Source organism: Pseudomonas ulcerans, assembly GCF_036324125.1.
GTDB classification, from domain to species: domain Bacteria; phylum Pseudomonadota; class Gammaproteobacteria; order Pseudomonadales; family Pseudomonadaceae; genus Aquipseudomonas; species Aquipseudomonas ulcerans.
Window position 1 is genome coordinate 133,331 of sequence record NZ_JAZDQN010000002.1, and the last position, 20,565, is coordinate 153,895.

The following is a 20,565-nucleotide window of genomic DNA, read 5'->3' on the forward strand; positions in this document are numbered from 1 at the left end:
GGGCGAAAAGCGGACTACCCAGCGTTCGGCTGGCAGCCCTATTTAAGCAAGTGGGAATGGGAGGGTATGTAGTGGGTGAGTTGGATTACTGGAGGCTGTCTGATCATTTGAGCGTACAAGACGCTGCGGTGCTCACTATCGGGGAGCGACCATCAAGGCTGTTTAGAAATGGAGAGCATACACACCTTCCGGTTACAGGCCCTGATTTCAATGATCGATCCTCGGACAGGGCGTTTCAGGCAGTTTTCAGTGCCATAAAAAATGCAGTCCTGGGAGGAACACTTAAAGCGGCTCTTCGAATATCCACACAGGAGCACAGTTTTTGTGATACGCCATTCGACGCTGGCGATGCATCCCTTGGGCCGTCCTCTGTGAGCGGGATAACAGTCAATGACGTCGGGAATCTATCTGCTGAGGGCTCTGCTTACCGTCCACGTCCTGATTGGCAACATACGACTGTCGCCACTAAGGATTTGAAAGAATGGTTAGTAAGCCGAGGAGTGGCAACAGGGTTCTTTTTCCCAGATACAGATGAGCATCAGCCAGGCTATTTGGAGAAGTCACACCCAAATTACGCGCCCAAGCTGGCCGCAGCCATCCGAGCATGGGAAGCCGTTACAAGCAATCCGGAACTATTACGTGGAAAGACGCCGAAGAAGGCCTTGATTAAGTGGCTCAATGAAAACGCCGCCGCCTGTGGTCTAACTAAAGATGACGGAACGCCTAATTCGACCGGTGTAGAGGAGGTTGCTAAGGTCGCGAACTGGAATCTGGAAGGAGGTGCCAGCAAGACCCTTTGAAGGTATCCCCCCCAAAAAAGCCGCGCCAGCAGAGGGTTTTGTTCTGGCGCGTGCTGAACTAACCCACCCCCTGCCGCTTTCAGGGGGGCGCGTTTTCTGAACCCCATCCGGCTATTTTCGATCCCGCCTGACGCATACCTTGCACATCGTCCGCCCCGCAACGGGGTAAGCCTAGAGGTAACGACGATGACCGCAACTATTCAATCCACCCGCTGTATTTATCGCCTTCCCACAGTGAAAGTCCGAACCGGGCTGGGGCGCACCACTATTTACGATCTAATGAAAGAAGGCCGTTTCCCGAAGTCCCGCCGTATCGCGGGTGCCCATGCAGTCGGTTGGGACTCGCTCGAAATCGAGGCGTGGATTGCCGAGCAGCTTGGCGAGCTGGCCTAAATGGAAAAAAGCCAACCGCTTTGCCAGGAGAAGCTCGAATTGGCTTTTCGTGATGCTATGCAAGCCAGGTTTGGGTCGCTGGACTGGTTGCCTGAATGTGACGGATCGATTCACCGTTTCCGGGTGCCAGATGACAACCCCGGAACTCTCAACGGTTGGTACGTCCTATTCCCGGATGGCATCGCGTCTGGCGCGTTCGGCAGTTGGAGGACCGGATGTTCCAGCAATTGGAGCATCCGCAAGCCTGCCAATCCGGTCGAGGCTGACATTATCATCCGACGGATTGAGCAGGCTCGCCACCAACGTCAAGTCGAGCAGCGTCAGCGCCAGCAGGTCACCGCTGTTCGATCCTGTCGGTTGTGGCGCTATGCCGTGCGGGCAGATCCGTATCACGAGTACTTGGTCGCTAAGGGCTGTAAATCGCACTATCTGCGTCAGACTGGCGATGCGTTGCTGATACCGTTATGTGTCGGGCGTGCACTGGTGAACCTGCAACGCATCCGCCCGGATGGCAGCAAGCGCTTCATGTACGGCGGGCAGGTCTTTGGCGCTTATAGTCCGATTGGCCGGCTGGAGCCTGGCGCTCCTTTGTACGTCTGCGAAGGGTGGGCAACCGGCGCGACTATCCATGAGCAAAACGGGGCTGCCGTGGCTTGTGCTATGAATGCCGGCAATCTGCTACCTGCTGCTCAACGTCTGCGCCGCGCCTACCCGGAAACCCCTCTGATCGTGGCTGGCGACGACGATCGTCAGACCGAAAACAACCCTGGGCGCACTGCCGCTAACCGCGCTGCCGCTGAACTGGGTTGCGGTGTGGTGTTCCCCCCTTGGTGCGGAGCTGAGCCCCTGAGCCTGTCTGATTTCAACGACCTGCATCAATGGCGGGAGGCGAACCAATGACCGCAGGTACCTTAATTCCCGATCCTGACTATCCAGAGCCGCTGCCGCTGCTGCCTGATATGGAAGCCTCAGCACCTTACCCTTTGGAAGCATTGGGTGAACTGCTGGGAGGCGCCGCCGCTGCGATTGTTGAGGCATGTCAGGTGCCTGGTGCACTTGCTGCGCAGTCGGTCCTGGCTGCCGCCGCGATGGCGGCACAGCCACACGGCAATGCGCTGCGAGACGGTCAACTGATCCCGCTATCACTCTTCGGGCTAACCGTGGCGGAGTCAGGCGACCGCAAGTCCGCCGCTGACCGTCTGGCTTTGCGTGCCCACCATGAAAGGCAAAGTACACTGCTGGATGTTTACGACACCGAGCAAAAGCAATATCGGAACCGTCGTGACGCCTACCAATGTGCCCGCAGTGCGATCTTGGAGGGCGCGAAAGCAGACTCTGAAGCCGTTGCCGATGAGCTAGGGAAGCTGAAAGAGCCCACAGCTCCGCCTGTTCCTTTCATTTTGGTCGAAGAGCCAACGTTAGAAGGACTGCAAAAGTCGCTGCTGCGCGGGCATCCGTCGCAAGGACTGTTCAGCGATGAAGGTGGGCAATTCTTTGGTGGGCATGCGAGTAGGCCTGAGAACATGCTCAAGAGTGTCGCCGGCCTTTCGAAACTTTGGGATGGGGCACCTATCATCCGCACCCGAGCCGCCGAGGGTGAGAGCGCGTCACGTAGCGGCTGCCGATTAAGTGCCCACCTGATGATTCAGCCCATTGTCGCTAGTGAAGTGCTGAGCAATCCGCTAATGCAAGGGCAAGGCTTCCTTGCTCGCTTCCTGATTGCCTGGCCGCAATCTTTGGCCGGTACTCGCTTCTACAAGCCCACAAACCCCAGCTGTGACCTGCGGCTAACGGGTTATTGGATGCGCATGAAGCAACTTCTTACCTTGGCACCACCTAAGAATGAACGGGGTGATTTGGAGCCGAATGCGCTGGTGATGGACTCCGACGGCAAAGCGGTATGGATCAAGGCGCACGACGCCATCGAGATGAGCCTTGGACGCGACGGCAGCCTTCAAGAGATCAAGCCGACCGCAGCCAAAGGCGGAGAGAACATCTTAAGAATCGCTGGTGTGCTCGCCATCGTGGAGAAGTCTGAAACCTTGAGCCAGCAGATCATCGAGCGGGCGGTTACGCTGGTGAACTGGTATTTAGGTGAAGCGTTTCGACTGACCAATCCAGTGAGCGCCGATCCTCAGTTGCTCAAGGCGCAACGGTTACTGGAATGGTTGATCGAAAACGACTGGCACGCTTTCGACGCCCGAACGCTACAGCAGAAGGGACCGCCCGTAGCACGCAAAAGCGCAAAGCAACGTGACGCACTGTTAGCGGTCTTGGTGAAGCATCACCAACTGTTGATGGAGGGCAGCAAGCGTTTCAGAGTCAATCCGACCGCGACAACTGCTACAGGCCAGCAAAGTTGAGGGTGAGCCGTTGAGACCGGTCTGCGACAAACCCTCCGTCCTCAGGAATTTGTCGCAACTTGTCGCAAGACTGTCGCGCCGTTGCACGCCAGGAATTTCGGTCTGTAGCAGTTATCGCAAATGTCGCAGAACCTGACTTTGAAGTCTCGTAAGTAATTGTCCCCTGTGACACACGTTCGCACTCGACGTAACCAGTCAATTGCATCCGAACTGACCAGTTGCAGGCATGGCTGAGGGGCGAAAGCAGCATCCACTATTGGCAGATAACGACGCGGAGCATCCCTTCACGAAGAGCAGTGTCAGCCAAAAGTGGACATTTACAAGGGGTTAAAATCGAAGCGGCTTAGTCACCAGCAGATAGTCAACCGATACTAGACTGTCGGCGTTGGTACCTACACTACCAAGGAAGCCAAAGGCGCGGTAAATGATATGAAACAAGCCGTTAACCGGTGCAAGTAGCAAGCGCCAATACCGGCGGCCGCAGCGCGACACTGCGGTAGCCGCATTCAAGACCAGCAGGTTGGTCTGGTTAACGATTGAGCGGGGATACCCCGTCGTTCCATTTCAACATGCGCAAAACTCACAATAGCTAATGTTTCCCGAGCCGTAGCGGATGTCTCACGGACAGTGGGTAGAGGGTTTGAAGAGGTCAGGGGCATCTCTTAACGCTGCCCGTAGTAGCTGCATGCTTTTCCAGCTAAAATCGATTGTGGTGAAAATGCCCAAGATCACATATCTGGGCATTTTTCGTTCTACAGATCGTCTGAAGTGGTCAGTCAGTTAGACAGCCAGGACTCGACTATCTCTGCCCCATATTCGGATTTCCAAGCCTTCAAGCGGCTATGGTTACCACCCTTGGTCTCAATGATCTCACCGTTGTGTGGGTTCTTGTAGATTTTGAGGGCGCGAGGTTTGCGAGCGGTGTTTGAAGGCATTACTGTCGGTGAAGCTGTGCGATTAGCCGCAGCAGGATCAAGCAAGTTGACCACGTCGCGGAGGCTGAAGCCGTAATCTACGAGTAATGCACGCAGTTTCTCTTCGAACTCAATTTCTTTCTTCAGCTCTGAGCTGCCTTTAAGGACCTCAAGCTCTGCTAGTTGCGCTGCAAGCTGCTGTTCAAGTTTCCGAAACTCAGCCAGACGTGACATCGTGATTTTCCTAATAGTGAGGGTGATTTGCGTTAGTACAGGATCGTAAATGGTCTACGAAAATGGTAAATCATTGCTACCCAATCGTGTGATGAAGGCGCCAAGAGCTGAATGGCCTGGCTCGCGTTGACCTGTCGTATGAGACTTGGAGCTATTACCTTGGTGACGATCGCGGTTTGTTAATAAGGGCAGGCTCGGAAGCAGCCGGTCACCGATGTTCGCGTTGGCTCGACAGGGGACGAAACAAGCTGTAGACATTAACCTTAATGAAAAGGCCTCATTGGGCCTCCAAGCGCTTGAAGTTGGTACTCCGAAACGGCCTGGAGCAACGAGTCGGCCAGTACTCTTAGGTGCTCGGTCTCATGGATTGGGCGCCCCGCAGCTTTGGCTTCGTGGTACCTTCGTAATGCCTCGATGGCCTGCTGCATCAGTGGCTCACCCGCCTCCATCTTTTTCCGTAAGTCGTCCATGTCGCCCTCCCGTTTTGATCACAGGAGTATAGAACGCATAGGAGATCACTCCGTTAGATCCCCGTTTTGAAGGGCCGCTAACGACCCGTAGCTGCCCTTCGCTCGGGGCAGCAATTGAAAGCAGCGTTCAGCTGTACTGAATGTCATAGGTAAGGCGTGTCATCGGTTTTGTTAGGGCAGCCACTGCGTATGGCCACGCCCAAATCGGGCTCAAGATGTTCCATCAGCCCTGTGACACGCCCCGACATCTATCGGCGTTGAGTCGCTATCGCTTTACTTCTGGCTCAATGACGGTCTCATGGCCATCTTTTTCCTTGTTGTTGGCAAGCTATTTCCAAGCGCACTTTGAGTATCAGGCATGTGCGCTTAGCGCGAGCGCCTCGACTCGACACTGACCCCGATTGAGAGCACTCACCCGCGCTATACGCGCACCAAATCATTGCGAGACTAGATGAGGGGCACGTAAGCCTTGGCGTGCTCGCCTCGATTTGTTGTCAGCCCCTGCGAACCCGCCAAGCGCCCCAAGCTAGGCCCAACGCAGCAGCGATTATCGAGGCAGACAACACGCCGAGCTTGGCTGCGCCTAAGGAGGCCGGATCGGAGAATGCCAAGTTGGCAATGAAGATGGACATGGTGAAGCCGATGCCCGCGAGCAGACCTATCAATGTAATGCTGTTCCAGTTGACTCCAGTCGGCAGTGTGCAAAGACCGATGCGCACCATCAGCCAACTGACACTGACGATTCCCAGCGGCTTACCAAGCACCAATGCGATTACGACAGCGGTCATTACCCACTGTGGCGCCTGTGTACTTAGGTCTACACCCGCCAGGCTGACTCCGGCATTGGCCAGAGCAAACACTGGCATGATTCCATAGGCCACCCAAGGATGCAGGCCACTCTGCACACGAACTACTGGCGGTACCAGCTCTCGCTGGGCCACTCGCAAGTTCTTTAGAGGGCTGATCAGCTCACTGGCATCCTGCTCGGGAGACCTCGCGCGCCCGAGCAACTCCTGGGTGAAGCGTGTGACCGCATCGAGTGGTCGTTCTCGCATAGGCATGGCAGTGACCGGCGTCATCAGTCCCAATACCACTCCGGCCAGAGTCGGATGTGCGCCAGTCATCAATATGCCGACCCATGTAATCGCACCAGGGATTACATAAACATAGGCCGAACCTACCCCTATCCGCTGTAGACCCAATACCATCATCAAACCAATCGCAGCGATGCCGAAACCGCTGTAGTCCAGGCCTCCTGAATAGAAAATGGCGATGATGAGGACGGCGATAATATCGTCAATGATTGCCAAGGCGAGCAGGAACACACGTACGTTCGACGGAATGGATTTACCAAGCAGCGCCAGTACCCCTACGGCGAATGCGATATCGGTGGCCGTCGGCACCGCCCAGCCTTGTTGCTCAGCCGGTGCATGGCCGAAACCGAGGTAAACCATTGCAGGTACCGCCACTCCACCGATTGCCGCTGCCATTGGGAGGGTGGCCTGGCGAAAGCTGGCAAGGGCGCCTTCATGGATTTCACGGCGGATTTCCATACCGACCACGAGGAAGAAGATCGTCATCAGCCCATCGTTTATCCAGAAGTGCAGCGACTGAGTGAATAGCAGCGAACCGACGCCAATCGTAATGGGCGTGTGCCACAAAGCTTCATAGGTCGCGGCGGCCGAGGAATTGGCCCAGATAAGAGCTGCGATAGCGGCGATCAAAAGGACTACGCCACTGATGGCTTCAATGTGCAGAAAGCGCTCGAGATTGGCGAAGGCACGCTCCGCAAGCTGTTGGGCACGGGGCAAGGTTGTTTTTTGCATAGGCGCAAGAACTCCCGCATGGCGGCCCGACCAGCGTAGTCTTTTTAACCTGCCTCACTGCAACAAGCAGTCAGCACCCACACAATAGTGTACTGTATGAATGTGGCAATGGGGCGGCGGAGCCATTCAACACACGTCTGCTCTCGTTGATCACACGAAAATTATTTGTTGAACCGTTGCATCCACGCGGCTATCCCAGCAACAGAGAGCGTCGAAATTTGCCGGGGAAGAAATCTCCCCTATGTGTACTCGACACCGTCGAGCCATCCATAAGAGTGCGGGCAGCCCAGCCTCACGCCTCTGCATCTAGCCCTTCATACGCGGCAAGAATCCTTTGATCCTAGGCGAGTCAAAGGCGGAAGCCCCATCTAATGCTTCAGTTTGCTGCGATCGCGATGATCGCGCATGAGCAGTCTTATGCCGAGCTCAAAGTGTTTCTACACCCGTGAAATGCGATATCGCGGCTACGACGCGACCTTCAAGCTCAACTGGCCATCCGTGGGCAGTCCCTGGAGAGCCGAACAGCGTGTCGTCATTCAAAGCAAAGATTTTGGATTCATTCTGATTCAGCCCGTGAAAGAAGGTGTCACCCTCAACACGTTGCTAGAGGTATTCGAAGCGCGTGTCATGGCGATCGTGGATGAGCGCCATTTTGGGGAGTAGACCGAACACGCGGTTAACCCCCGTTTTCTAGATGCCCTCGAGAGGCTGCTATGGGTCCAGGCCGTGTGAAAACGCAAATAAGTACGTCGAGTAGCGAAAGAAGCTGGGTCAGCCTGTAAATTCAGCAGATGTAAGTGCAGGTCTAACTCAGTCGGGCGCCAGGCGCTGCCTGTGCTATCTGGGCCGCGGCAGCGGCCCAGATAGCCGTATACGGACGCATAAACGCTTGGACTCATGTCCTGATCGCTTCAATCAGCCCAGCGATGCCAAAGATGCTCATCATTCGTTTGAGATTGTAAGCAAGTACGTGAAGGCTCATCTCGGTGCTTACCCTCGGCAGGGTTTTGGTCAGGAAGTGGGTGCTTCCCATCCAGTATTTGAGCGTTCCGAAGGGATGCTCCACCGTCTGCCGGCGAACCTTCATCTTTCCGGGGTCATGCTCCAATCGGATCTGCACCGCTTCGACTACCGTTTCATGCTCCCAGCGCTTCAACCGGCGTTCCTTACCCGTCGTACACTGCTTCTGCAAGGAGCAACTTTGGCAGCCAGAGAACCAGTAGGAGTGCAGCAACATGCCGTCTTCCACCGAAGAATGCCTGCGAGTCAGTAGTTGATCCGCAGGGCATCGGTATTCATCCGATGCAGCGATGTAGATGAAGTCCTGCTTGCCGAATCGGCCTTCCGCTTTGCTGCTTGATGTCAGTGGTTTCGGGACAAAAGTGGTGATCCCGACCTGCTCGCAAGCAAGGATCTCCGGACCTTTGTAATAGCCTCGGTCGGCGACCACTGTCAGCGACTCAGCGCCGATCTCTTCGCGTGCCTGGTTCGCCATATTGCTCAACTGTGTTCGGTCATTACCAACATTGGTGACTTCATGAGCAATGATCAGATGGTGTTTGTCATCGACTGCTGTTTGTACGTTGTAGCCAACCGTGCCAGTACCTCGGCCACTCGTGGCCATTGAGCGTGCATCAGGATCGGTAAGAGAGATTTGCTGATCTGGGCTGGCATGAAGCTGCGCTTCAATGTCCTTGAGCCTCGTCATCTGCTGTTTCAGCTTTTCTATTTTTTCGCTCAGCCGTTCAGCCTTGGCCTCGGCGACCTCGGGCGCTGCCCGATCCGCCGAATCCATCGCCGCAAGATAGCGGTCAATGCTCTGCTCGATCTGCTGCATGCGCGCCTTGATCTTGCCCTGGGTAAAGTTGCGGTCGCGGTTATTTACGGCTTTGAATTTGCTGCCGTCGATGGCAATGATCGACTGGGAGAAAAGATTGAGGTTGCGGCACAGCACTACGAATTGCCGGCACACGCTGCGAATGGCTTTGCCGTTGTCCCGGCGAAAGTCGGCAATCGTTTTGAAGTCGGGAGCCAACCGGCCCGTTAGCCACATCAACTCGACATTGCGCTCTGCCTCGCGCTCAAGCCGGCGGCTGGACTGAATCCGGTTGAGGTAGCCATAGATGTAGATTTTCAGCAGGACTGCTGGATGGTAGGCCGGACGACCCGTTGCAGCCGGATCGACACCCTCGAAGCCGAGTGCTCCGAGGTCGAGTTCATCGACGAAAACGTCGACCACCCGAACTGGATTTTCTTCGGTGATGTAATCGTCCAGGCACTCCGGCAGCAACGTGACTTGCGTCCGAGATTCACCTTTAATGAATCGCTTCATGATCGTCCCCGCCACGATCTCGACGATCAGAAGGTTAGACAATCACGTGCGTTTTCACACAGCCTGGGTCGTAAGCTGCCGGGTGTGGATGACTGCTTTCTCCCTTCAGCCATGCGTGCGACTGGTCACGTCGAACGCATTCGTCCAAGTGCATGGCAATTTCCCTTTCTCGGATAGTGATCATACTGGATTATCTAAGCCGGTCAGGCCTGACTCTTGAACCCATCGTTGGATGGCTGCACATATCACAAGTCGAGCGTATTGATGGCCCCGTATACCTGTTCATCGCCTGGGGAGTCGTTCGGTGTTCTGCCCTTTCTGCCTCGCTAGTCACTTCCGGTACCTCAACCGCTCTCCATAAGGGTTTGGATTGCCTGTCTTTGACATTCGCTGATTCGCATGCCGCCTTTTTCGATACGGCTAAGCCATTCGGATCCAGAGAGACTCTCCCCGCGTTTAACGCAGTGCCCATATCGATCAACCATATCTTTGAGCGTCGCGACCATCTCTGGGTAGGACGGGCCGCCGTCGAACCGAACGCTGAGCCAGCCCAAGCGCGACCGTCTGATCCCAAAACCAAGCTCTGCATGCGGTCCAGATCCTGCCTGCTGACCATTTACCTGCTGGGAGTCCACTCGCTTTCCGTCCTTAGAGACCATTTGGGGTGGTGGAATTGCTCAGGGAGCAATCCATCTCTAAGCAAATGTTCTCACATGGAAAAAATACTTGCGAAAATTTTTCCTCCTTAACTTTGCCCTCATGGAAAGCCATCCACAGAATCGTGCGATGAATATCGGCGCTGCTATACGCAAGGTTCGACTGGAAAAGGGGCTCACTCTGGAGGCGGTTGCTCTAGATGCGGGGACTTACGCAGGTAATCTGTCGAAGATCGAAAGGTCGCAGCAGTTGCCGTCTTTGGAGCTTCTGCACAAGCTCAGTCAGGCGCTAGGCGCGAAAATGTCTGATCTGTACGCTGTCGCGGAATCTGAGTCAGACGGTCGCGAACAGGCTGCACCTGATCAGAGCAATGAAGTGATCTTGGTGCGCCGGAACTTTCAGGCGCTCAATCCAAAAAATCGCAAACTCGCTATAGAGTTCCTGAAGCTCCTAGGGCAGTCACAGGGGGAGACCTGAAGACCCTATCCTCATGTCAACGCCACAGGGCCACAATGAAGAGCCCTGTGGTGATAGTTTTTAAAAAGTCTTGCAGTGTCAGCTGACGAACCAAGAGCTCACCTTTGAAGTTACGGTCATTCGCAACCTCACGGTTTACCCCGCAAATCTTCAAGTTGCTCCGCCCCTGTTATTCGTTGTCTTCGTCAACATGATCGACATCCATATCCTCGCCTTCTTCGTAGCCCAGTCCTCTGAAAATTTCCCAGCTTGCCAAGAACGGAGTCAGCGTTTTGTACGCAAACTTTGGAAGATCATCACTGTAGAAAATCTGATCAAACTTTTTGTCATAGATGTGCTTGATGTATTCGAGGTATATCTCTCGAAGCAGACCAGTCCGATGCAGGTTGAGGTTATGCGTGGCGACGGCATCAACAAAGCTAGTCTTCAAGCCATACCAGTCAGGCAGCGAAATTTCTGGCCGAACCGTGCCTGTCTTATTCAAAAAACAAAACTCGAACTGCTTGCGAGAAACGCGGATCAGCTTGTCGTGAAAATTGCTTTCTATGGTATCAATCCAATAGTTTTTTCCATCGTCAGTGAGCTGATCGTAAATCGCCTGAACCTGTTCGAGCCGGCCCTTATCTGAATAGCCATGGACGACACCTTCGTGGACCGAGGTGCGGTAGGAGCAAAAGGGATTCATCGCTGCAACTACGATCGTATTTGGATAGGGAAAAAGAGCTGAAATTTCTCCCCATTTCTGGCTTGCGTAAACGAGAGCATGAAAACCTTCGGCCTCCAGACTTTGGGCGATTGAGTTACTGATGACATTAAGAGCATCGAGGCTATAATCTGGTGGAGAGCTTCCGTCCATCCCTTCATCAGGATCAATCCAACCTTTAATCATCGGGAACGAAAGGGCGACGCAGATCATGGACCTATCGTTCAAGATATTCCGCTCGAAAGTCCGGTAATATTCCTCGCTGGGGTAGTAGACCTCTAACGTGAATGTTCCTGCATCTTCGCGAGGGATTAGCGAGATAATGCTTTTCTCGTTGAAGACAAGTTCCTGAACAAACGCATCTTTTATGGTTCGGCTTTCCATTGGGGCTACAAGAACTGATGTCACAGCTGACTCTTTCAGGCCAGGGAAAAGTGAGCAGAAGTAGTTGGAATATGCTAATAACTCGGTGAAGGCTTGACGCTCTGTCTGACCCGATTTTTTCAATTCAATGACGCTCAAACCAGTCAACTCTGAATATCCGAGCAAATCGATTCGTGTTGGATTGACTCCATTTCGATCAAGCCGCAACTCCTTTGAGGTCAGAACGAGCGCGTCAAGATTGTCAAGAATCTTATTAATCCTGCGTTCTGTGCGCTGCTGTAGCAGAAATCGAATGGTGGGGAAAGAGTCGTCCGTCCATTCCACCGGTTCACGCCTGCCAGTCACGATACTGGATAAGTCTTCTTTGTGGTGTTCAAACAAATAGTCGCGGAATGCATTTTCACTGATGGTTAACATATGACTCTCATACACGGTTGATTTATTTGGGTGTATTAGTATTTCCAATATTCGGCTGTATAAGTACACGTGTGATTTATAAGGAATTTCTATGTTCAGCGCTGTTGCTGGCTTTATGTCGGGCTTATAGGTTTTCGTTATGCATTCAAGTCGGCTTTTACCAGTTCTAGTGACCGCCAATCGCCGGCCAGTGGCCAGCGTTCACATAGTTCCTCATAAGGAATCGTTGAGACAAGTTGATATATAAAAAATATAATTCGCTCTCTAAATAGAAGTGGTTGGTCTAGGCGAACTTTGATCTTGTTTTTTATATATGGCTTTAAGCGCAATAGCTCAGTAATGGCCTGGAGGCTTTCATCGTTTACGAGCTCTTGGAAAGAGTCGAGTATCAAGTTTTCTATCTTTGTGTTCGAACTATGTGGTGCAATATCAAGACTGCGCTCATATTCTATTTTAAGCTGGCGCTTGAAACTCTCACGAGGTTCGTTAGCCTTCGCCAACAGTTCCATTGTGGTGCTAAAAATCTCGTCGGTGGTCTCGATGAGCGCCATACTCCGTGCCACATGGCGCTCAGCCATAGGTGGAACTGAACCGGTTGGCTTATAGAGATTGTCATGCACCATTTCAGCATAGGCATGCTGAAGCAGCGTTCTGATCTGAAGCTCGCAGCAAAAACTATGATCCAAGGCTAGAAGCGCCATCGTCTCTGCGGTTGGTCTGATTTCATAGTGCTTGGACTGATAGTCAAAAACTTTCGTGTTTGTCGAGCGTTCCTCTAGATGGTCCCTTGCTACGCTGGCCTGCCAGGCGGTGCAGGACTCGACGAGTTTGCTAAGGATCTCGATCTCTTCAGTAAGCAATACAACGAAGCGAACTCCAACCAAATCGGTCATTTGTCGCAGTGGGTCTGTATAACCTTTTCGGACAAGTTTTCCGCGAGCAGAGTCTAGAGTCTTCACTCTCGGCACAACGGGTATCTTGATGAAACAGTCAGGATAGCCCTTTTGTTTCAGCGCATCAGATAGCGTCTCGGAAATATATAAGCCCCACCTGCGTAGCTCAGGATCTTTCCTGCCTAACATTTCCAAAAAGCTAACCTGGTCCATTATTTTTGCATCGCTATTTGGCTGTAAATAGTTACAGTTGTTGTGCCTATTAATTCATCAGACTCAATTTTAATTGAGTCTTCTCCTGCCTCCGGTGGAGTGCTAATCCAAACGCCATTGTCAAAGACATATTTGCGTCTGCGTTTTAGCTTTGTAGAGATGTAAGCGGTATCCTTGGCGATCGCGTTCTTGGGGAAGCCTTTTGTATCTAGAAATGCTATGTAGTTGTCCTGCAACGCTTTGGGTATATGTTTCGAACTGAAGTCAGCCGCGCTTAGCGTGGCCGTCTGACTGCGAAGCTCGGCACGAAGCGCTTCATGCAGCTCAAGTTTTTCGTCGGAGCTTATTAGTGCAGTATCTATGAAGGTTTTACTATGCTCGAAGAAGTCTTGTGTTAGCTTTTTGGATGAAGACTGAATGCTCATGCCCAAGAAAACGTTGTAAAAATAGGCGGCAGCACTTCGGGTTTCAGTTGCTGTCATCAAATGATCAAATAAAAAAGCGCGGTAATCAGCCGGGTCAAAAACACCTCTGACGGCTGGCTTGCTGCTGACGGGCGTTAGAAATCCAATCTTGTAGAGCTTTTGGGCCTCGGTTAATAATAGTGAGGAAATATACTCCGCTGTGACGTTTTCATCATCCTCGTCCGCTTTGAAACCGTCTTGTATATCGGCTTTGATTGCGGCTAAGAATAGTGTGCTCTGTGGGCCTACTCGGCCTTTGATAATTGCAAGCATGCCTCCTGGCGCGTTTGTGGTCATCTGTGCTTTGGCAAGCTCCACTGCGAGGTCACGGCTAAGGCTGATAAAGTCATCATCGGAGCAAGAAAGCATGCTTGCGGATTTTTGGAAAAAGCTGCCGGGCTCTGACTGAGCAATACTCATTTCAATACCATGAGATCTGTTGCCGAGAGCCTTATAAATACGTAGCTGCAATGTATCAAGTGCTTCTTGAGGAAATATTACGAATTTTTTACTTCTTTTAGGCTCAACCATCTCACTCCCGCTGCGAGCGAATATTTTGTGAATGATCACCCGTTCGATGATAATTCCTTCGAAGCTAAATGAATCTAAATTCACTGGCTGGATTGCATTCATACATTGCTCCATTTTAGTTGTGGTTAAGTTTTATCTTTATTCTTGGTCGAGGTTGTATTTTCAAGTGGCAGTTCGAGTGAATTGATTGGTGACAACTCACCTTGGGCATGGCGCGGGTGGATAGTGCGGAAACAGGGTGCTCCATCTATTCCGAATCCCCACAGTTTTCGCCTTTCATAAGCCTTGATTTTCGTTAATCGCCCTTGAAAAAAATTTTCGGTATATATGTCATGATTTGGTTCGAGTGCAAGCAAAGTCGCTTTCGGTTTTAGTATTTCAATTTGTGCAGAAAGTAACTTTCTCGAAAGTTTAGCGATGTTTTCAAACTCTCCGTAGCGCACGGGATAGTTCTTCGTGTAGCTGATGGCAAAAGGGCTATGCCAAGAAACGGAGCAACCAATCGGCTCCATATCTTTCTCTGCCTTTCTGTAGAGTTGCCGAAATTTAGAGCTACCGGCGAGCTGACCTGCTGATTGCCAGTGCCCTTTCGCGGAGGCAGTTAGATATTCTTCCCCTGGCGTGATGTGAGTCTTTCTAGATCCGCCGAACCAGCTTGTCGTCTCTCTGCCAACGATCATAAGATTGACCGGGTTTGCAGACGCGGAAGATAGAAATACGCCCTCCCGGTCGGTCTTAACCTGCTCAAGGCGCGCAATGGCTTCATCACTAAGGATCGCCTGGTAGGCAAGCTCAAGGGCTTTGTGCGTTGCTTCCTGCATTGCGTATTCCTCAAAGCCATGGAATGGCCTGGTCCCCTTCACGTAGCATCCGATGCTCATGCACCTATCATGCTTGCGTTGCGAGAGCTTAATGTCAATTAGCCATCCAGCTCAAAAACTTTGGCGCACCGCCAGCTTTCGGTAGAACGCTATCTCGAAAAATCAGAAGCCGTCTGCCGCTCCGATCTGGCGCTCCCTGTAGCGCTTAAGCTCTGCTGCGACAACTGCTAAACCCGCGACAACCCCCGCAGCGGTGAGTCTGAAAGGTTGCAACGTTGCTGCGACATGTTGCTACGCGTTGCCCATCAGCATTTCTAAAACCCTTCGCAAGTCTGAGGTGCGCCACTTGAAGTTGTAGCAGTTGTAGCAGTTGTAGCGGCTGTAGCAATACATCGCTTTCAGGCTTTCGAGTTGTAGCCATGGTGGAGCCTGATGGCTGAATGTGCAGCCGTCGGGTGGTCCATCTCGCTAGCTGAGGGCACGAATCAGTCAGTTCGGCTTGTGGGAAACATTGCTTTTTCTGCCCCTTTTTGCCTCTTTTGCCAGTCGTGGATGAGGGCAGCAAGAGGGGTTGAATCACAGCCCAAAGCAGCAAAATGGCTAACTTCAGCAATGGTCAGGATCTCTCCATCGCACCGTAAGACTTGGTGGTGCTCTAAAGCAGCTCGCACGGTATCTGGGTCAGGCTGGTTGTCCGCCTGATTCGTTTTGCAGCAGTACACGGATGCTCGCGTTCACCTTTCCCCTACAGATAGTGAGAGGGTCACGTGACGAGAAAGTGGGGGGATAAGTGGGGGAATAAATTTATATTTTTGAGGAGGGTCCTGTATTACGGACCTTGCAGGCATTAAAAAGCCGGCTTGTGGCCGGCTTCTCGGGGACAGTCTTGGCTGGCTTTTGGCGAGCCGCAACCGCCTTCAAATCGTTGGACGGCACACGGGTGTGCCGTATGAGCGAGGGCTGTGTGAGGCCTCGCCCGGCCCGGGACGTGCAAGCGGCAGTCCGGGGCTGAGGTGGCGCGTAGCATACTGGGAATGACTCGCAATGCCCAGCAAAAAATGCACGGCGCCGCTTCAGTCCGGCCGTTCGCCACGGAATTGCGCCCACCAGAACACCCATCCGAGCACTTCAAGCTGCTGCCCGCGGGACTGGCTGGTGCTGTAGTTCTCGCAGGGAAACCCCTCGCTGTCATGGCTGTACAGGCGCAGCACGCCGTTGCTGCGCTTGCTCAGGCTGTTGATGCGCAAGTGGCCGTTGTGCAGCACGGCGTAGAGCTCGCCGTCGACCACCCGGGTCAGGCTGCGGTCGATAGCCAGCGGCGCGCCATAGGGGATCAGCGGGGTCATGTTGTAGTCGGGCATGCTCAGGGCGACTGCCTGGCCGGGGTCGACGCCGAGACGGTCGAGCGCCAGGCGTGGCAGGCGCAGGTAGCGGTTGTCGAGGGCGACCAGCTGACGTCCGCGCCAGGTGTGGAAAGCCAGTTGCACGTCGCCATCGCCGTGGCTGCTGAGGGCACTGTGGTCAGGCGGCTCGCGCATCGAGGCGTTGTGGTCGCCTCGCTTGAGGCGCGGCAGCGGCGTGCTGTGCTTGGGGCCTTCGCCGGTACGCAGCCATTTGCTACGCACGCACAACAGCTCGGCGATTTCATCGAGCCGGGCCTGGGGCACGCCGCGATGGAACCAGTTGTTCACATGCTGGGGAGTCACCTTGCGTTGCGCCGCGAAGTCCGAGGCGCTCAGGTTGCACTCGCTCAGCAGGGCTTTGAGTCGATCACCGGAGGTATTCATGGCAATCGATTCTAGAAGCCCGGGGCAAGGCTTCCTATAAACATTGAGTTGAGGTGTTTCCGGATGTTGTTAGGGGGTGATTACAGCAGTTGCCGACATTATTGTAGGAAGATTCCCAATTTTTTCTGGTTTCCACGTGTTTGGGTGGATCTGCGTGGTCGCCCCATAAAAAAACCCCGCGAATGCGGGGTTTCTTCGTAGCAGGTGAGGCTTAGCCCTTGTAGGCAGCGGCCGCCTTGGTGATCTCGGCGCGGGCCGCGTCAGCGTTGCCCCAGCCATCGATCTTCACCCACTTGCCTTTCTCGAGATCCTTGTAGTTCTCGAAGAAGTGCTTGATCTGCTCCAGCAGCAGGGCTGGCAGGTCGGTGTATTCCTTCACGTCGACGTACAGCTGCGACAGCTTGTCGTGCGGTACGGCGATGACCTTGGCGTCGCCGCCGCCGTCGTCGGTCATGTTCAGCACGCCGACCGGACGGGCGCGGATCACGGAGCCTGGCGCCACCGGATACGGGGTCACGACCAGCACGTCCAGCGGATCACCGTCGTCGGCCAGGGTGTTCGGGATGAAGCCGTAGTTGGCCGGGTAGAACATCGGGGTGGCCATGAAGCGGTCGACGAACAGGCAGTCGCTGTCCTTGTCGATCTCGTACTTGATCGGCGCGTGGTTGGCCGGGATCTCGATGGCGACGTAGATGTCGTTCGGCAGGTCTTTGCCCGCCGGGATCTTGCTGTAGCTCATTGGGCGTTGCCCCCGTGTTTGACCAAAAATTGGCCGCGATTATAGGCACATTCGCAAAGGCTTGCCACGCTTGCCCCGATGCTTGACCGATTCACTCCGCGGCTTCTTTGTAGAGCGGGTGGCTGGCCTGGAGTTCCTCCAGGCGGGCCAGCGGATCCTGGCGGTAGAAACTGCGCAACTGCCCGTAGACCGCGGGGTACGCCTGCATCAGCAGGTCGGGGGCGGTGAAGAAGTATTCGCTGGTGACAGCGAAGAATTCCGCCGGGTTTTCCGCCGCGTAGGGGTCGATGGCGGTCTCGGCGTCGGGGTGGCGGTCCAGCTGGCGATTGAGGTCGTCGTAGGCCTGCTGCATGGCCTCGGCCCAGTCGCCGACGCGCATGTCGGCGTGCAGTGGGGGCAGGCCGTTGGCGTCGCCGTTGAGCATGTCCAGCTTGTGCGCCAGTTCGTGGATCACCAGGTTGTAGCCTTCCCAGCCGCCGCTACCCTGCACCCCTGGCCAGGCCATGATCACCGGGCCCTGCTGCCAGGCCTCGCCGCTGTGCTCGGCGTCCCACTCGTGCTCGATGCCGCTGCTGTCGCGATGGCGCTGCGGGCTGAGGAAGTCGTCGGGGTAGAGGATCAGCTCATGAAAGCCCTGGTACCAGTTCAGCGGCCCCAGGTGCAGCAGTGGCAGTTGGGCCTGGGCGGCGAGGAACAGGCGTTCGCCGTCATCCAGCTCGACGCCGGGCAGGCAGGTCAGGTGCTTGTCGGCGAGGAACAGCACGCAGGCTTCGCGCAGCCACTGGTCGTCCGCTTCGCTGAGGCCGTCGAGGATCGGCAGGCGCTCGCGCACCTGCCGCCATAGTTCAGGGTCGACGGGATGCCGGGCGAGGGTACGGCGCCGGCGCCAGGCGCTGAAGCTCCACATGTCCGTCGGTCAGTGTGCCTTGGCCTCGCCACGGCCCAGGCGGCCGCGGACGACACCGATGATCACCGGCACCAGCGACAGGAAGATGATGGCGACGATCATCAGCGACAGGTTCTGCTTGATGAACGGTACGTTGCCGAAGAAGTAGCCGAGGGTCACCAGGCCGCCCACCCAGAGGATGGTGCCCGCCACGCTGAAGCCGAAGAAGCGTGGATAGGACATCTTGGCGATGCCGGCGACGAACGGCGCAAAGGTGCGCAGGATTGGCAGGAAGCGCGCCAGGGTCACGGTCTTGCCGCCGTGGCGCTCGTAGAAATCGTGGGTCTGCTGCAGGTAGTCGCGGCGGAAGATCTTCGAGTTGGGGTTGCTGAACAGCCGTTCTCCTGCCGTTCGTCCGATCACGTAGTTGGTGCTGTCACCCATGATCGCCGCAAGCATCAGCAGGCCGCCGAGCAGCACCGGGTCCATGCCGCCGCCTGCGGCCACGGCGCCGGCGATGAACAGCAGGGAGTCGCCGGGCAGGAAGGGCATCACCACCAGGCCGGTTTCGCAGAAGATCACCATGAACAGGATCGCGTAGATCCAGGGACCGTAGTTGTTGACCAGCAAGTCGAGGTAGGTGTCGAGATGCAGAATGAGGTCCAGCGGGTTGAAATCCATGTACAGCACCTTGTTCAGGACCCGGATTCACGGGCTTGCGATGGCTGGCAGTGCGAGATGAGGGCGCTACCTACAAGTGAGGTAAGAATTCACACAGGGTGAGAGGACGCATTATACGTCTGTGAAGGGATTCTGCTTACGCAGTTTGTAGCTGAATGTGCGGCAAGGCAGGGAGAGCGCGGACTTTGTGGGAGCGGGTTTAGTTGATCGGCAGCACGTAGTTCTTGAACTCTGTGTCCTCGCGGAACCCGATCGACTCGTACGTGCGCATCGCCACTTCATTGTCGCTGCTGGTCGACACCCGCATGCGCACGGCATTGGTGTCCTTGGCCATGCGCTTGGCTTCGCGCATCAGGTGGTCGGCCACCAGCATGCGCCGGGAGTCTTCGGCGACGTAGATGTCGTTGAGGATCCACACGCGCTTCAGCGAAAGCGAGGAAAAGCTCGGGTACAGTTGGCAGAACCCCAGCAGCTTGCTGTCGTCATCGTCCGGCAGGGCCAGGTAGATGATCGATTCACCACGTTCCAGGCGCTTTTGCAGGAAAGCGCGGGACGTATCCGGGTACGGCAGCTCGCCATAGAACTCGCGGTACTTGACGAACAGCGGGGCGAGCAGGTCCAGGTGCTCAAGGGTTGCTTGGATGATTCGCATAAGCAGGCCTCGTGTTTCGTAGGGAATGGCGGCGAATCTCGGGCAGCCGTCGCCCCAGATGCTGCCTAAAGCGGAAAAAAAGCGCAATCGACGCAAAAGTAGCCGTCACTCAGGACTTTCCAAGTAGGAAGTTTCCGTTTTGTTGCGTGTTCGTTTCCGATTCCAGGGTTTGTACCTGCGCTTCATCCTTCAGATTGACTCCGGAAAGCTGTCTGCGACAGGCTTCGCGCATCAGGTAGACCAGACGGTGCGCGGCCATGCCGTAGCTCAGGCCTTCGAGGCGGACGTTGGAAATGCAGTTGCGATAGGCGTCGGTCAGGCCGACTTTCGGGCTGTAGGTGAAATACAGGCCAAGGCTGTCCGGCGAGCTGAGACCGGGGCGTTCGCCGATCAGGATCACGGTCATTCGTGCACCCAGCAATTCGCCGATCTCGTCAGCTACCGCGACCCGGCCCTGTTCCACCAGCATCACCGGCGCGGTGGACCAGCCATCGCCGGCAATCTGTTCTTCCAGGCGGGTGAGCAACGGCAGGGTATGCCGGTGCACCGCCAGGGCCGAGAGACCGTCGGCGACCACGATCGCCAGGTCGACCCCGCCCGGATTCTGCCGGGCGTGCTCGCGCAGGACCTCGGCGGAGTCTTCATGCAGGCGCCGGCCCAGGTCCGGACGCTGCAGGTAGTGATGGCGGTCCTGGGCGGCGCTGTGCAGCAGCAGGCTGTCGCGCCCGCGTTCCTGCAACTGCTCGCGCAGGCCGGCGTGGTCGAAGGGCAGGTGCACCGCGTCGCGGGCCTGGGCGTGGGCGAACTGGAAGTCCAGTTGCGGCTGGGTCGGCAGGCTGGTGCCGGCGCGACCCAGGGCGATCCGCGCCGGGGTCAGGCGGCGCAGTTCCAGCCAGGGGTTGTCGGTGGGCGTCGGTTGCTTGTCCAT

The 20,565-nt window shown here is 55.1% G+C and carries 19 protein-coding genes and 1 pseudogene; 7 read left to right on the forward strand and 13 right to left on the reverse strand.

What is annotated here, in order from left to right; translation table 11 throughout:
• The first annotated feature begins 71 nt into the window (after nt 1–71).
• The 4 genes from V0R59_RS02545 to V0R59_RS02560 all read left to right on the forward strand — a co-directional run bounded on the left by V0R59_RS02545 (nt 72) and on the right by V0R59_RS02560 (nt 3,556).
• Nucleotides 72–800, forward strand: a complete 729-nt coding sequence (locus V0R59_RS02545) for a hypothetical protein (protein WP_330073207.1) — start codon at nt 72–74, stop codon at nt 798–800.
• A gap of 186 nt (nt 801–986) precedes the next feature.
• A complete protein-coding gene (locus V0R59_RS02550) occupies nt 987–1,193 on the forward strand; it encodes an AlpA family phage regulatory protein (RefSeq protein ID WP_330073206.1) in 207 nt (68 codons plus the stop codon).
• Nucleotides 1,194–2,093: a toprim domain-containing protein gene (locus V0R59_RS02555; protein WP_330073205.1), complete on the forward strand. Its 900-nt coding sequence runs from the start codon at nt 1,194–1,196 to the stop codon at nt 2,091–2,093.
• Nucleotides 2,090–3,556, forward strand: coding sequence for a YfjI family protein (locus V0R59_RS02560; protein ID WP_330073204.1), 1,467 nt, complete (start codon nt 2,090–2,092; stop codon nt 3,554–3,556). The genes V0R59_RS02555 and V0R59_RS02560 overlap by 4 nt, the downstream gene beginning before the upstream one ends.
• Before the next feature lie 776 nt (nt 3,557–4,332).
• On the opposite strand, the gene V0R59_RS02565 is transcribed toward V0R59_RS02560, so the two are convergent.
• Entirely contained in the window at nt 4,333–4,704 is a 372-nt protein-coding gene (locus V0R59_RS02565; protein ID WP_330073203.1) for a histone-like nucleoid-structuring protein, MvaT/MvaU family, read from the reverse strand.
• A 705-nt stretch (nt 4,705–5,409) separates the two neighbouring features.
• Here V0R59_RS02565 and V0R59_RS02575 point away from each other — a divergent pair.
• A pseudogene (locus V0R59_RS02575) lies at nt 5,410–5,499 on the forward strand (Na+/H+ antiporter NhaA); the annotation flags it as partial.
• A gap of 169 nt (nt 5,500–5,668) precedes the next feature.
• On the opposite strand, the gene nhaA reads toward V0R59_RS02575, so the two are convergent.
• The gene (gene nhaA, locus V0R59_RS02580; protein ID WP_330073201.1) at nt 5,669–7,000 is read right to left on the reverse strand and encodes a Na+/H+ antiporter NhaA; all 1,332 of its coding nucleotides are present in this window, start codon (nt 6,998–7,000) and stop codon (nt 5,669–5,671) included.
• A gap of 405 nt (nt 7,001–7,405) precedes the next feature.
• Here nhaA and V0R59_RS02585 point away from each other — a divergent pair, with 405 nt between their 5' ends.
• Nucleotides 7,406–7,663, forward strand: coding sequence for a hypothetical protein (locus V0R59_RS02585; RefSeq protein WP_330073200.1), 258 nt, complete (start codon nt 7,406–7,408; stop codon nt 7,661–7,663).
• Nucleotides 7,664–7,895: 232 nt separating this feature from the next.
• Here V0R59_RS02585 and V0R59_RS02590 read toward each other — a convergent pair whose 3' ends face one another.
• Complete coding sequence (locus V0R59_RS02590) at nt 7,896–9,332, reverse strand: IS1182 family transposase (RefSeq protein ID WP_330073313.1); 1,437 nt, start codon at nt 9,330–9,332, stop codon at nt 7,896–7,898.
• Nucleotides 9,333–10,058: 726 nt separating this feature from the next.
• Between V0R59_RS02590 and V0R59_RS02595 the strand changes: the two genes are divergently transcribed.
• On the forward strand, nt 10,059–10,466 hold the full coding sequence (locus V0R59_RS02595; protein WP_330073199.1) for a helix-turn-helix domain-containing protein: 408 nt from the start codon (nt 10,059–10,061) through the stop codon (nt 10,464–10,466).
• A gap of 169 nt (nt 10,467–10,635) precedes the next feature.
• On the opposite strand, the gene V0R59_RS02600 is transcribed toward V0R59_RS02595, so the two are convergent.
• From V0R59_RS02600 to eutC, 10 genes are all read right to left on the reverse strand, one after another.
• Nucleotides 10,636–11,970, reverse strand: coding sequence for a hypothetical protein (locus V0R59_RS02600; RefSeq protein ID WP_330073198.1), 1,335 nt, complete (start codon nt 11,968–11,970; stop codon nt 10,636–10,638).
• Nucleotides 11,971–12,107: 137 nt separating this feature from the next.
• Nucleotides 12,108–13,076, reverse strand: coding sequence for a GTP pyrophosphokinase (locus V0R59_RS02605; protein ID WP_330073197.1), 969 nt, complete (start codon nt 13,074–13,076; stop codon nt 12,108–12,110).
• Complete coding sequence (locus V0R59_RS02610) at nt 13,076–14,173, reverse strand: nucleoid-associated protein (RefSeq protein ID WP_330073196.1); 1,098 nt, start codon at nt 14,171–14,173, stop codon at nt 13,076–13,078. Before V0R59_RS02610 ends, V0R59_RS02605 begins: the two co-directional genes overlap by 1 nt.
• Before the next feature lie 23 nt (nt 14,174–14,196).
• Nucleotides 14,197–14,892, reverse strand: coding sequence for a hypothetical protein (locus V0R59_RS02615; protein ID WP_330073195.1), 696 nt, complete (start codon nt 14,890–14,892; stop codon nt 14,197–14,199).
• A gap of 1,073 nt (nt 14,893–15,965) precedes the next feature.
• Nucleotides 15,966–16,679, reverse strand: a complete 714-nt coding sequence (locus V0R59_RS02620) for a LexA family transcriptional regulator (RefSeq protein WP_330073194.1) — start codon at nt 16,677–16,679, stop codon at nt 15,966–15,968.
• A gap of 211 nt (nt 16,680–16,890) precedes the next feature.
• Nucleotides 16,891–17,418: an inorganic diphosphatase gene (gene ppa, locus V0R59_RS02625; RefSeq protein ID WP_330073193.1), complete on the reverse strand. Its 528-nt coding sequence runs from the start codon at nt 17,416–17,418 to the stop codon at nt 16,891–16,893.
• A gap of 91 nt (nt 17,419–17,509) precedes the next feature.
• Entirely contained in the window at nt 17,510–18,325 is an 816-nt protein-coding gene (locus V0R59_RS02630) for a M90 family metallopeptidase (RefSeq protein WP_330073192.1), read from the reverse strand.
• A gap of 9 nt (nt 18,326–18,334) precedes the next feature.
• Nucleotides 18,335–18,985 carry a DedA family protein gene (locus V0R59_RS02635; protein ID WP_330073191.1) on the reverse strand — a complete coding sequence of 217 codons (651 nt, stop codon included), beginning with the start codon at nt 18,983–18,985 and terminating at the stop codon, nt 18,335–18,337.
• A gap of 199 nt (nt 18,986–19,184) precedes the next feature.
• A complete protein-coding gene (locus V0R59_RS02640) occupies nt 19,185–19,637 on the reverse strand; it encodes a GNAT family N-acetyltransferase (RefSeq protein WP_330073190.1) in 453 nt (150 codons plus the stop codon).
• 109 nt (nt 19,638–19,746) lie between these two features.
• The gene (eutC, locus tag V0R59_RS02645; protein WP_330073189.1) at nt 19,747–20,565 is read right to left on the reverse strand and encodes an ethanolamine ammonia-lyase subunit EutC; all 819 of its coding nucleotides are present in this window, start codon (nt 20,563–20,565) and stop codon (nt 19,747–19,749) included.